The organism is Salmonella sp. HY31 (assembly GCF_042604575.1).
GTDB classification, from domain to species: domain Bacteria; phylum Pseudomonadota; class Gammaproteobacteria; order Enterobacterales; family Enterobacteriaceae; genus Salmonella; species Salmonella diarizonae.
On the sequence record NZ_CP170479.1, the window covers coordinates 2968759 to 2981729 of the forward strand.

At 52.5% G+C, this 12971-nt stretch carries 9 protein-coding genes; 5 read left to right on the forward strand and 4 right to left on the reverse strand.

Features of this window, described 5'->3' with window-relative positions; all coding sequences use genetic code 11:
• Positions 1–632: 632 nt before the first annotated feature.
• Positions 633–1520: a siderophore-interacting protein gene (locus ACE15A_RS14175; RefSeq protein ID WP_023247013.1), complete on the reverse strand. Its 888-nt coding sequence runs from the start codon at positions 1518–1520 to the stop codon at positions 633–635.
• A gap of 15 nt (positions 1521–1535) precedes the next feature.
• Positions 1536–2747 (reverse strand): MFS transporter, encoded by a 1212-nt coding sequence (locus tag ACE15A_RS14180; protein WP_023247014.1) that lies wholly within the window; start codon positions 2745–2747, stop codon positions 1536–1538.
• A 132-nt stretch (positions 2748–2879) separates the two neighbouring features.
• Here ACE15A_RS14180 and iucA point away from each other — a divergent pair, with 132 nt between their 5' ends.
• Genes iucA through iutA form a run of 5 tightly spaced genes read left to right on the forward strand, consistent with a single transcriptional unit; the run spans position 2880 to position 10850 of the window.
• On the forward strand, positions 2880–4604 hold the full coding sequence (iucA, locus tag ACE15A_RS14185) for an aerobactin synthase IucA (protein WP_149667725.1): 1725 nt from the start codon (positions 2880–2882) through the stop codon (positions 4602–4604).
• Positions 4605–5552, forward strand: a complete 948-nt coding sequence (gene iucB / locus ACE15A_RS14190) for a N(6)-hydroxylysine O-acetyltransferase (protein WP_053509652.1) — start codon at positions 4605–4607, stop codon at positions 5550–5552.
• Positions 5552–7285, forward strand: a complete 1734-nt coding sequence (gene iucC / locus ACE15A_RS14195) for an aerobactin synthase IucC (protein ID WP_023247017.1) — start codon at positions 5552–5554, stop codon at positions 7283–7285. Before iucB ends, iucC begins: the two co-directional genes overlap by 1 nt.
• A 3-nt stretch (positions 7286–7288) precedes the next feature.
• The gene (iucD, locus tag ACE15A_RS14200) at positions 7289–8623 is read left to right on the forward strand and encodes an NADPH-dependent L-lysine N(6)-monooxygenase (protein ID WP_023247018.1); all 1335 of its coding nucleotides are present in this window, start codon (positions 7289–7291) and stop codon (positions 8621–8623) included.
• A gap of 25 nt (positions 8624–8648) precedes the next feature.
• A complete protein-coding gene (iutA, locus tag ACE15A_RS14205; protein ID WP_064055931.1) occupies positions 8649–10850 on the forward strand; it encodes a ferric aerobactin receptor IutA in 2202 nt (733 codons plus the stop codon).
• Positions 10851–10997: 147 nt separating this feature from the next.
• Here the strand turns inward: iutA and ACE15A_RS14210 are convergent, their stop codons facing one another.
• Together ACE15A_RS14210 and ACE15A_RS14215 are read right to left on the reverse strand one after the other, a co-directional pair.
• The gene (locus ACE15A_RS14210; RefSeq protein ID WP_226296218.1) at positions 10998–11951 is read right to left on the reverse strand and encodes a hypothetical protein; all 954 of its coding nucleotides are present in this window, start codon (positions 11949–11951) and stop codon (positions 10998–11000) included.
• 619 nt (positions 11952–12570) lie between these two features.
• Entirely contained in the window at positions 12571–12648 is a 78-nt protein-coding gene (locus ACE15A_RS14215) for a transposase (protein WP_229031263.1), read from the reverse strand.
• Positions 12649–12971: the final 323 nt, after the last annotated feature.

A 12971-nucleotide genomic window follows, 5' to 3' on the forward strand; every position in this document is an offset into this window, starting at 1 on the left:
TATCACAAAGGTTGCCATGCCCGGATATTACAGAATCCCCCCCGGATGGGAAAACAGAAGACGAAGACAGGATGACGATGTGCTTCTGGAGGCCACGGTGACTGTAGATAAGACAATACAAATACAGGTAGAAAATACGTTCATTCGATGGCTAAAAACGAGGGAAAAGGGGGCCGTTTCTCTTGATAATAAAAAGATAATATGCTGGTACTGTGGCGGAGTATGGCTTCATTACACTGTCAATACTAATGTGATGTCTTTATACCTGCACTCGGGAGGCGAGGATGCCTTTGACTCTCTGGCTGACTGTGCAAATGAAATCTCCCGGCTTTTATATCAAAACCACTCTGACGTCAGCATCAAATGGACTGAGCATCCACACCGGCGCAAATACCTTAAGGATACGACGGGCACTTAACCGATAAGCTTTTTTTTACACCGCGTTCCGGCACCGATGGACAGTACGGTGATTGCGGTGGCCTTCAGCAGGGACAGACCGTGAACTCAGCCCTGAGTGCGCCAGGTATGCGTTTACGGACACTAATACCTGAAGAGATACCGGAGAGTCGAATTGCCAGCCTGCTGTATTCGGAATCCGACAGCCCTATCCTATAGCCAAATTAATCCTTTTATCACGCGCGCCCTTTAGACCAATATGCCATAAAGTTAATCGCTTTGTGCTCGACGCCACACTCACCAATTAAATAGCGGCGCAGTCGCTTGACGACTGTGGACTCTGCGGCTACCCATCCATAAAACTCTGTGTTGCTGGTTGTGGCTTTATCCCAGATAATATCCCCTTCGGCTTCTTCTCGCACCGTATCGTGATGGCGACTTTCGGGTATTCTCGCATGCGTTTTCACGGCCTGAATCAGACATTCACCGTGCTTCACCGCCGAGGAATTACGCGGCAACCAAAAAATTTTGGCGAAATTAAACTCGCTTAAATTCGCACAGTCACCCTGTTCAGGAACTTCAAAGAACGCCTGAACCTGTGGCGGGTTCGTCTGTTCCGCCAGCATTTCCAGGATTCCTCGCGCAGCAGGGAGCGCCGTCTCATCAGCAATGATTAATGCATTCCGCAGTCCATGAGGGGGCGTCCATTCATAGCCGCCGCTGTCTTCAACATGCGTCGCATCAGGCGCCACCATCTGAATGGCATCACCGGGTCTGGCATTAATCGCCCATGCCGAAGCCGCGCCTTCTGTACCATGATTGATAAACTCCACGGTGACCTCCTGGCAAACAGGATCGACATGTCGCAGCGTATAAGTACGGATAACCGGGCGCTTCTCTTTTGGCATCCCCCGCACAAGCTGATACCAGTGCCCTTCCGCAGGTAACGACGGCGGTGTACCGTCTTCGGACGGAAACAGTATCTTAATGCGCTGATCCGGCGAGTCGCACTTCATCTGCGACACCTCCTGTCCGCTGAAAACCAGGCTCAGCAGCGAAGGGGAAAGCTCCGTCTTACGCACCAGTTGAACATTGAACAGGCGGTAGCCCTGAACTCCAGCCATAACTTTTCCTTACGCTTAAATCGCAGAATGCTGTGAACGGTAGCGGCTGCGCCAGATAAAGCCAGATACCACAGTAAATAACACAGCGACAAACAAGGCCGCCATAATCAGCGCCGCTGCGGTGCCAGTTTTCGACACCAGCGGCACCAACAATGCACAAAGCCCATAGCCAAGCGTGTGGCTGGTAGCGATCCAGCCCGCACCTGCGCCGTCTGTCAGCTTATCGTTCAGTAAAAGCTGATAAGCGGGCGTTGCCAGAGCGGCCCCAAACGATAGCGCCGCACAGCCGAGGTAAAACAACCATAGCTGTTCGGCAATCATTATCGCCAAACCACTAATCATCAGCGCCCCGGCACTCAAGAGCAGCGCCATCGGCGTCAGGCGCTGAGGGCGGAGCACCCCGAACTGTGCGATAAGCGCAGCAACTGCGGCCAGACCCAACAGCCACGCAATCTGATGGCTAATGGCGGCAGTATCCGTGGCGAACTGGCGAGTAAGGGCGGGCGAAAGACCAAGCTGCATCATGCTCACCGCCGCGGCTAACAGCAGCGCACAAAGCAGATATGGCAGACAATTCAACCTCAGTCTGGCGCTCTTACGCTCCGCTGCGGGCTGTGGCGGCATGCCCGGCAAACGCAGCAGCATCAACAGCGCCAGCAGTGGGGCTGCCATTAGCAGCCCTATCGGCGCCAAAGGGTGAATTGCCAACATTGCCGCAGCGCACAGCGGCCCGAATAGTCTGCCGCAGCTCAAGCCGGAGCTAATGGTCGCCAGAGCGGTCATGCGATTCTCTTTCCCCGCTCTCTGCAATGCCCAGACCTGACAGGCTGGCACCATCGCCGACACGGTAAGCCCGTAAACGATCCGCGCGATGATTAATATTCCCAGTCCCACCGCTGTCGTTACGGCGTCGGTCGCCATTAGCACGCAACCCAGTCCGAGCAGCGTAAAGCTTGCGCTGTATCCTCCCAGAGCCCACAGCACCACCGGCTTACTGCCCACACGGGTAATTTGCTTTCCCCACCACGGGGAAGATGGCAGGAACAGCATTGAGCCGAACATCAGCAAAGCCGCCCAAATCGACAGGCTCAGGCTTGTCTGAATCACCAGCACAGGGATCGCGACCAACAGGCCGTTTTGCCCGACACCCAGTAGCCCCACGCTGAACGCAAGCGGCCAGCAGGACAATGGCTTTTGCGGCGTTTCCGCTATCTCAACAGACGTCACGATATTGCAATTCCGTATATTAATTGTGTTTATTTGTAAAATTAATTCTACAGATTCTAACAATTGCCATTGATAATGAGAAACATTATCGGCAAAATTCGCATTATCATAACGCGTGGGATCTATTTGATTATGACTTTGCCAACTAAAACGCCGGCCCTGGATGTAGCTGCGCAGTGTTTCCTGAATTCCCTGGTTCGTGAAACCAAAGACTGGCGGCAGACTGAATACCAGCCAGCCGAATTGATCATCCCGCTGGGCGAACAGCAGGCACTCCATTTCAGAGTGGCTTATTTCTCCCCAACCCAGCATCACCGTTTTGAGTTTCCGGCTCGTTTGGTCACAGCGTCCGGTAGTCAACCCGTCGATTTCACCACCTTCTCCCGGCTTATTATTGATAAGCTCCAGCACCAATTCTTGTTGCCCGCGACCCGTTGCAAAACCTTCCATCAGCGTGTGATGGAAAGCCACGCCCATACTCAGCAGGCGATTGACGCTCGCCATGACTGGGTAGCCCTGCGTGAAAAAGCGTTGGACTTTGGCGAGGCGGAGCAGGCTCTGCTGGTCGGGCATGCCTTCCACCCGGCACCTAAGTCTCATGAACCGTTTAATCAGCAGGAGGCCGAACGCTACCTTCCGGACTTCGCTCCCCACTTCCCGCTGCGGTGGTTTGCGGTGGACAAAACGCAGATCGCCGGTGAAAGCCTGCATCTCAGTCTGCAACAGCGGTTGACGCGTTTTGCCGTAGAGAATGCGCCGCAGTTACTCAACGAATTAAGCGACAATCAATGGCTATTCCCGCTACACCCGTGGCAGGGGGAGTATCTATTGCAGCAGGAGTGGTGCCAGGAGCTTGTCGCTAAAGGGCTGCTTAAAGATTTAGGCGAGGCTGGCGAGCCGTGGCTACCGACCACCTCTTCTCGCTCGCTCTACTGCGCCACCAGCCGCGACATGATCAAATTCTCCCTGAGCGTGCGTCTGACCAACTCCATACGTACCCTGTCAGTGAAAGAGGTGAAGCGTGGAATGCGCCTGGCCCGCCTGGCGCAAACCGACAACTGGCAGACGTTACAAGCCCGCTTCCCAACCTTCCGGGTGATGCAGGAAGATGGCTGGGCTGGGCTGCGCGATCTCCACGGCAACATCATGCAGGAAAGCCTGTTTGCCCTGCGTGAAAACCTGCTGGTGGATCAGCCACAAAGCCAGACTAACGTACTGGTCTCTCTGACTCAGGCCGCACCGGATGGCGGTGATTCGCTACTGGTTGCGGCGGTAAAACGCCTGAGCGATCGCCTCGGCACCACTGCACGGCAGGCCGCCCACGCATGGGTCGATGCTTACTGTCAGCAGGTGCTGAAACCGCTGTTTACGGCTGAAGCGGATTACGGTCTGGTGCTACTGGCGCATCAGCAAAATATTTTGGTTCAGATGCTTGGGGATCTGCCGGTCGGGCTTATCTACCGTGACTGCCAGGGCAGTGCGTTTATGCCTCACGCGGCAGACTGGCTTGACACCATTGGCGAGGCGCAGGCGGAAAACATCTTCACCCATGAGCAGTTGCTACGTTACTTCCCTTATTACCTGCTGGTTAATTCCACTTTTGCCGTGACCGCCGCGCTGGCCGCAGCCGGGCTGGACAGTGAAGCGAATCTGATGGCGCGCATACGAACTTTTCTGGCTGAAATACGTGAACAGGTGACCCATAAAACCTGCCTCAACTACGTGCTGGAAAGTCCGTACTGGAACGTAAAAGGTAATTTTTTCTGTTATCTGAACGACTACAACGAGAACACTATCCTCGATCCCTCAGTGATCTACTTCGATTTCGCCAATCCGTTGCTGGCCCAGGAGGGCTAAATGTCTAAGACAAATATCGTTCACAGCGGATATGGACTGCGCTGTGAAAAACTTGACAAGCCTCTGGATCTTGGCTGGAGCCAGGACAATAGCGCGGTGCTGCACTACCCGGGGCCGCTACCGACAGGGTGGCTGCGCGACGCGCTGGATCAGATATTTATCGCCGCACCGCAAATTTCAGCGGTGGTTCTCCCCTATGCCGAATGGCGCGAGGAGCCACAGGCGCTGACGCTTTTCGGGCAGGTCAAAAGCGACATCATCCACCGCGCCGCCTTCTGGCAGTTACCGCTATGGCTGAGTTCTTCGGCAAACCGGGCCTCCGGCGAAATGATTTTTGATGCAGAGCGTGAGATTTATTTCCCGCAGCGCCCACCTCGTCCGCAGGGAGAGGTTTATCGCCGTTACGATCCACGCGTTCGCAAGACGCTGAGTTTCCGCGTTGCCGATCCCGCTCTTGATGCAGAACGGTTCACCCGCTGGATGAACGATCCGCGCGTTGAGTATTTCTGGGAGCAAAGCGGCTCACTGGAGGTACAGATCGCTTACCTGGAGCGTCTGCTCACCGGTAAACATGCGTTCCCACTGATCGGCTGCTTCAACGATCAGCCGTTTAGCTATTTCGAAATCTACTGGGCGGCAGAAGATCGCATTGGTCGCCACTATTTGTGGCACCCCTTTGACCGTGGCTTGCATCTGCTGGTTGGTGAACAGCAATGGCGCGGAGCCCACTACGTGCAAAGCTGGCTGCGCGGACTGACGCATTACCTGCTGCTGGATGAACCACGCACGCAGCACACCGTACTTGAGCCTCGCGCGGATAACCAGCGCCTGTTTCGCCACCTTGAACCTGCGGGATACCGGACAATTAAAGAGTTCGACTTCCCGCACAAGCGCTCGCGCATGGTGATGGCGAGTCGCCATCACTTCTTCACGGAGGTCGGCCTGTAATGAATCACAAAGATTGGGATTTTGTTAACCGTCAGTTGGTGGCAAAAATGCTGGCCGAGCTCGAATATGAGCAGGTTTTCCACGCTGACTCTCAGGGTGACGGCCGCTACTACATTAACCTGCCGGGTGCGGAATGGCACTTCAGCGCTGAACGCGGCATCTGGGGCTGGCTGTGGATTGATGCCCAAACCCTGCGCTGCGCGGATGAGCCGGTTCTGGCGCAAACGCTACTGATGCAGCTAAAGCCGGTGCTGTCGATGAGCGATGCCGCCATTGCTGAGCATATGCAGGATTTGTATGCCACGCTGCTGGGTGACCTACAGTTGCTGAAGGCGCGTCGCGGGCTGAGCGCCAGTGACCTGATTGATCTTGATGCCGACCGCCTGCAATGTCTGCTAAGCGGCCATCCTAAATTCGTTTTTAATAAAGGCCGCCGCGGCTGGGGTAAAGAGGCGCTGGAGCGATATGCGCCAGAGTATGCCACCCCCTTTAGACTGCACTGGCTGGCGGTAAAACGTGAGCATATGGTTTGGCGCTGCGACCGCGAGCTGGATATTCAGCAATTATTGACGGCCGCGATGGATCCGCAGGAGTTTGCCCGCTTCAATCAGATCTGGCAGGAAAACGGGCTGGACCATAACTGGCTTCCGCTGCCGGTACATCCGTGGCAGTGGCAGCAAAAAATCGCCCTCGATTTCATCGCCGATCTTGCCAGGGGCAGAATGGTTTCCCTCGGCGAGTTTGGCGACTTGTGGCTTGCGCAGCAGTCGCTGCGCACCCTGACCAACGCCAGTCGCCAGGGGGGGCTGGATATCAAGCTGCCGCTGACCATCTACAACACCTCCTGCTACCGGGGGATTCCAGGCAAATACATTTCCGCCGGGCCGCTGGCCTCACGCTGGCTGCAACAGGTTTTTTCGACCGACGCCACGCTGATGCAAAGCGGCGCAGTAATCCTCGGTGAACCAGCGGCGGGCTATGTGTGCCATGAAGGCTATGCCGCACTTGCCCAGGCCCCCTACCGCTACCAGGAGATGCTCGGCGTTATCTGGCGTGAGAATCCGTGTCGCTGGCTGAAGCCGGACGAAAGTCCGATTCTGATAGCGACACTGATGGAGTGCGACGAAAACAACCAGCCGCTGATAGGCGCATATATCAGCCGCTCCGGGTTGGACGCTGAAACCTGGCTTACGCAGTTGTTTCGGGTGGTTGTGGTTCCGCTGTATCACCTGCTTTGCCGCTACGGCGTCGCGCTTATCGCCCACGGACAAAATATAACGCTCGCGATGAAAGATGGCGTACCACAGCGCGTTCTGTTGAAAGATTTCCAGGGCGATATGCGGCTGGTGAAAGATGAGTTCCCGGAGATGAACTCTCTGCCTCAGGAGGTACGTGACGTCACCGCTCGCCTGAGTGCCGACTACTTAATTCATGATTTGCAGACCGGCCACTTCGTGACGGTTCTGCGCTTTGTTTCGCCGCTGATGGCTCGCCTTGGCGTACCGGAGAGGCGTTTTTATCAACTGCTGGCAGCAGTGTTGAGTGATTACATGCAGGAACATCCACAAATGTCAGCGCGCTTTGCGCTTTTCTCACTCTTCAAGCCACAAATCATCCGCGTGGTGCTGAACCCGGTAAAACTGACCTGGCCTGACCAGGATGGCGGCAGCCGCATGTTGCCGAATTACCTTGAGGATCTGCAAAACCCGCTGTGGCTGGCAACCAGGGACTGAATCATGACAAACACTGTAGATTTTATTGGCGTAGGTATCGGCCCGTTCAACCTGAGCATCGCGGCACTGTCTCATCAGGCCGAAGGATTCAGTAGCCGCTTCCTTGACAGCCGCCCGAATTTTGCCTGGCATCCCGGCATGCTGGTGCCGGACTGCCATATGCAGACTATGTTTCTGAAAGATCTGGTTAGCGCGGTGGCACCCACCAGCCCGTACAGCTTTGTTAACTATCTGGTGCAGCGCAAAAAATTCTACCGCTTCCTGACCACCGAGCTGCGTACCGTATCCCGCGATGAGTTTTCCGACTACCTCCGCTGGGCCGCCGAGGGTATGAACAATCTGCATTTCAATCATACCGTTGAAAGTATTGATTTCGACGAGACACGCCAACTGTTTGTAGTGCAGAGCAGTCAGGGTGAAAGCTATGCCCGCAACATCTGTCTGGGCATTGGTAAGCAACCGCACCTGCCGCCTTGCGTAAAAGCGGCGACGCAAACCTGCTTCCACGCCAGTGAAATGATCCTGCGCCAGCCAGACCTCGGTGGCAAGCGGGTCACCGTGGTTGGCGGCGGGCAAAGCGGCGCCGACCTGTTCCTCAATGCGCTGCGCGGAGAATGGGGCGACGTTGCAGAGATCAATTGGGTTTCGCGCCGCAATAACTTTAACGCGCTGGATGAGGCGGCATTCGCCAACGAATACTTTACGCCTGAGTACGTTTCAGGCTTCGTCGGTCTGAATGAAAGCGTGCGCCAGAAGATGCTCGACGAGCAGAAAATGACTTCCGATGGCATCACGGCTGACTCGCTACTAACCATCTATCGCGAGTTGTATCACCGCTTCGAGGTGCTGGGGCAATCGCGTAACGCCCATCTGCTGCCAAGCCGTTCGGTCACCGAGCTGAAAAGTCGCGACCAGAGCTGGCAACTGCTGCTAGAGCATCATCTGGATAACGGCTATGACACCCTGGTAAGCGACGTGGTGATTTTCGCGACCGGTTACCGTCCCGCGCTGCCGCAGATACTTTCACCGCTGATGCCGCGAATCGCCATGCGCGATGAGTGCAATTTCAAAGTACGCGACGACTTCACTCTGGAGTGGAACGGCCCGAAAGAGAACAACATCTTCGCAGTCAACGCCAGTATGCAAACCCACGGCATTGCCGAACCACAGCTCAGCCTGATGGCCTGGCGCTCCGCCCGTATTCTTAATCGCGCGCTGGGGCGTGATTTATTCGATCTCAGTACGCCGCCCGCTCTGATTCAGTGGCGCAGCGGCAGCCGGGAAAAACCGCAGCCGGAAGCGGCTTCTTTAACTCGCTACACAGCATCTTTGGGCTGATATTTTTCGCCCGTATGAAGGAATAATGATGATAAGCAAAAAATATACGCTTTGGGCTCTTAACCCGCTGCTTCTCGCCATGATGGCGCCAGCAGTCGCCCAACAAACCGATGATGATACGCTCGTGGTATCTGCCAACCGCAGCAATCGCACCGTAGCGGAGATGGCGCAAACCACCTGGGTTATCGAAAACGCCGAACTGGAGCAACAGATCCAGGGCGGTAAAGAGTTGAAAGACGCGCTGGCTCAGCTGATCCCAGGCCTTGATGTCAGCAGCCAGAGCCGAACCAACTACGGTATGAACGTGCGGGGCCGTCCACTGGTTGTACTGGTTGACGGCGTGCGTCTCAACTCCTCACGTACCAACAGCCGACAACTGGACTCTATCGATCCTTTCAATATTGACCATATTGAAGTGATCTCCGGCGCGACGGCCCTGTATGGTGGCGGTAGTACCGGTGGTCTGATCAACATCGTGACCAAAAAAGGTCAGCCAGAAACCCAGATGGAGTTTGAGGCTGGCACCAAAAGCGGCTTTAACAGCAGTAAAGATCACGATGAGCGCATTGCCAGCGCTATCTCCGGTGGCAACGACCATATCTCCGGGCGCGTTTCAGTAGCGTACCAGAAGTTTGGCGGCTGGTTTGACGGTAACGGCGATGCCACCCTGCTCGATAACACCCAGACCGGCCTACAGTACTCCGATCGCCTGGACATCATGGGCACTGGTACACTGAACATTGATGATACCCAGCAGCTTCAACTGATCACACAGTACTATAAAAGCCAGGGCGACGACGATTACGGGCTGAATCTTGGGAAAGATTTCTCAGCTATTAGCGGGGCCAGCACGCCATACGTCAATAAGGGGCTGAATTCCGACCGTATTCCCGGCACCGAGCGTCATCTGATCAGCCTGCAATACTCTAACAGCGATTTCTTGGGCCAGGAGCTGGTCGGCCAGGTTTACTACCGCGATGAGTCGCTGCTGTTCTACCCTTTCCCAACCGTAAATGCTAATAAACAGGTGACGGCTTTCTCTTCGTCACAACAGAACACCGACCAGTACGGCATGAAACTGACTCTGAACAGCAAACCGCTGGACGGCTGGCAAATCACCTACGGGCTGGATGCCGACCACGAGCGCTTTACCTCCAACCAAATGTTCTTCGATCTGGCCCAGGCAAGCGCTTCCGGGGGCCTGAATAACCAAAAGATATACACCACCGGACGCTATCCATCGTATGACATTACCAACCTGGCGGCCTTCCTGCAATCGAGCTATGACATCAATGATATTTTTACCCTCAGCGGCGGCGTACGCTATCAATACACTGAGAACAAGGTTGATGATTTCATCGGCTATGCGCAGCAACAGCAGATTGCCGCCGGGAAGGTAACATCCGCCGACGCCATTCCGGGCGGCTCGGTCGATTACGACAACGTCCTGTTCAACGCTGGTCTGCTGATGCACATCACTGAACGCCAGCAGGCATGGCTTAACTTCTCCCAGGGCGTAGAGCTGCCGGACCCTGGTAAATACTATGGTCGCGGCACCTATGGCGCAGCGGTGAACGGCCATCTGCCCCTGACCAACAGCGTGAACGTTGATGACAGCAAGCTGGAAGGCGTGAAGGTCGATTCTTATGAGCTGGGCTGGCGCTTTACCGGCGACAACCTGCGCACCCAAATCGCAGCCTACTACTCGATTTCCGATAAGAGCGTGGTGGCGAATAAAGATCTGACCATCAGTGTGGTAGATGACAAACGCCGCATTTACGGCGTGGAAGGCGCGGTGGATTATCTGATTCCAGATACCAACTGGAGTACCGGTGCGAACTTCAACGTGCTGAAAACCGAGTCGAAAGTGAACGGTAGCTGGCAGAAATATGACGTGAAGGTGGCAAGCCCATCGAAAGCGACAGCCTACATTGGCTGGGCGCCGGATCCGTGGAGCCTGCGCGTACAGAGCACCACTTCATTCGATGTGAGCGATGCAAAAGGCTACAGCATTGATGGCTATACCACCGTCGATTTGCTCGGCAGCTATCAGCTTCCGGTGGGTAAACTCAGCTTCAGCGTTGAGAACCTCTTCGACCGTGACTACACCACCGTCTGGGGGCAGCGCGCGCCGATGTACTACAGCCCGGGTTACGGCCCCGCTTCCTTGTATGACTATAAAGGCCGCGGCCGCACCTTCGGTCTGAATTACTCAGTTCTGTTTTAAACCACTCTCCTTGTCCGGCACATGCCGGACAAGGAGAAGAAATATTTGGAGAATCAGATAGGCGGCAGATATTTGAATTCCCGTAAGTGCGTCAGGTTGGGCTCTAATAATTGTTCATGCTGTCAGCATCAATGCGACAGAGTCTATTTAATTATTCGGAAATTTTTCTATACACTCAACGGGGCGACTTGTCATGGTAACATCTGCGCCTATTCTTTCTAAAGGAATACGACAAGCAGTTATAATAAACTCTCGTAACGGATCGTAGGGCATGGAGTCAACTTCAGCAGTAAATCCTTGTTTTTGAATGCGTTGCACCAGTAATTTTGTTTCATCTATATTTTTGGGGTTAGGATCAACTTCAATTGAATAAAGTTTTTTATATCCTTTACTCTTTATATCCTTCAAGGCATTATCAAGAGATGATTGAGAATTAACCCTGGTGGTAAAATAAACTGATTTTTGATGATCGTTTAGCCAGTTAGCGTCATTTTGGCTACCGGATTCTATCAATGTACGCTGAGCAAGATCTAATTTATTAATATTATCAATTAACTTCTCATTTGGTGTTGTTTTTGTGTTAAACATAAAACAGAATTCTTTATTTTTATCCATAGCAACATAGTCATCTATTCTGTAAACACCAAGTGTTGGATCTTTTTTCCTGTATTCATTAAGTTGCTCAGAGTTTATTTTACTCAATAAGAAGAATGTACCATTTGATCTTTGACTATCATTATGCGCCACAACCCAAGTGTGGTCTGATAATGTACGCACTGACATTTTCAAAAACCTTATCGTCTTTTCTTTATCACTTTTAACAATAGTATTGTACTTACTGATTGCAGTTACCTGTCCAGGACAAGTATTAAAAGCACTATTCGTAGGCTTACAAACTTCAAATGCTCTAAAGTTGAATGCTTTTCCATCGAATACGCCTTTATCAGTGGCCCCCATTTCATGGGCAATAATCCTACCGCATTGCGCTAACGGGAGTTTATATTGAGTTTTATGACTACAGCCAGATAACAAAGACCATATTATGCAGAAAAGTACAAACATAATATATTTTTTTCTTAATGGTATTTTTTTTATCATCATTACCCCCTTCTTGATTGTGGTGAGAATTGATCTTGCCCACCCTCTCCTGTCAGCTTTTGTCTCTAAGTTAACATTACCCGCTGGCTCCTGAATTCCCCTGGTGACAGGTATCCCAGGGTATTGTGCAGGTGGTTTTCATTGTAGTGGGATGAGGGACAATAGAACGAAAACGTACACTAAGGAGATAATTTATTGTTTAATTAAAATTTAGTGCGCCCAACTCTCCCTTCGAGCATCCTCCAGCAGTATGAACGTAGGGTATGCCAATTTATTGATATGCTTGTACATTAGTGGAGACAATCGGATGATATCCTCATCCATGGTTTATTCCCCCCATTACTGAGCATCAAGCTCAATCCATTATTTTCGCGCAATACTATGCCCGTCAGCATAGAGAAACACTGTATCTCCCTGTCGCTGAATCAGTGAAATATCAAAGACAGCATAAATTAAATATATGTTTAACCACTATAAAAATACCCCATCAGAACATTAACATTGTTTAATAAAGTGAATTGAGCGGATTCGCGTTTGAACTCTGCGCTAAAATTTCTTCTTTTCATAGGGGCATCTGTGTTGTTATGAGGTGAGCATATCACCTCTGTTCAGGTGGCCAAATTCAGAGTACCGCTACATTTAGATGTCCTACCACATGTGATATCGATAATTTTGGCGGGATTTTTACTAAAAGATGCACATAATCCAACTGAACATTTAGCTCTACTATTTCTATACCGAGCTACTCACCTGAAATCCTGAACTGTTTGCAGACTTCCTTGCCAACATTGTTCCGCAGGATGCGAAATTGGCATTTGGGTGTCCAGACAATATAATATTGACAACACCAAAGCACATGAGATGCTTTCTTTAACCATTAGTAGCATTTTGGCAGAGCCAACCTCTTGCTGACCACCTCCGCAGGAGGTGGCATTCAGATAGGAGTTAAAAGAGATCGCAAGAAAAACCTTTTAAAATTTATTTCCCTACCCCTATGTGTTGCCAGAAAGCTCAGCCAACTCT

Bases quoted from the DNA above. Each gene is read 5' to 3' on its own strand.
- iucC (WP_023247017.1), top strand. From the start codon at position 5,552: ATGAATCACAAAGATTGGGATTTTGTTAACCGTCAGTTGGTGGCAAAA.
- iucA (WP_149667725.1), top strand. From the start codon at position 2,880: ATGACTTTGCCAACTAAAACGCCGGCCCTGGATGTAGCTGCGCAGTGT.
- iucB (WP_053509652.1), top strand. From the start codon at position 4,605: ATGTCTAAGACAAATATCGTTCACAGCGGATATGGACTGCGCTGTGAA.
- iucD (WP_023247018.1), top strand. From the start codon at position 7,289: ATGACAAACACTGTAGATTTTATTGGCGTAGGTATCGGCCCGTTCAAC.
- ACE15A_RS14210 (WP_226296218.1), bottom strand. From the start codon at position 11,951: ATGATGATAAAAAAAATACCATTAAGAAAAAAATATATTATGTTTGTA.
- ACE15A_RS14175 (WP_023247013.1), bottom strand. From the start codon at position 1,520: ATGGCTGGAGTTCAGGGCTACCGCCTGTTCAATGTTCAACTGGTGCGT.
- iutA (WP_064055931.1), top strand. From the start codon at position 8,649: ATGATGATAAGCAAAAAATATACGCTTTGGGCTCTTAACCCGCTGCTT.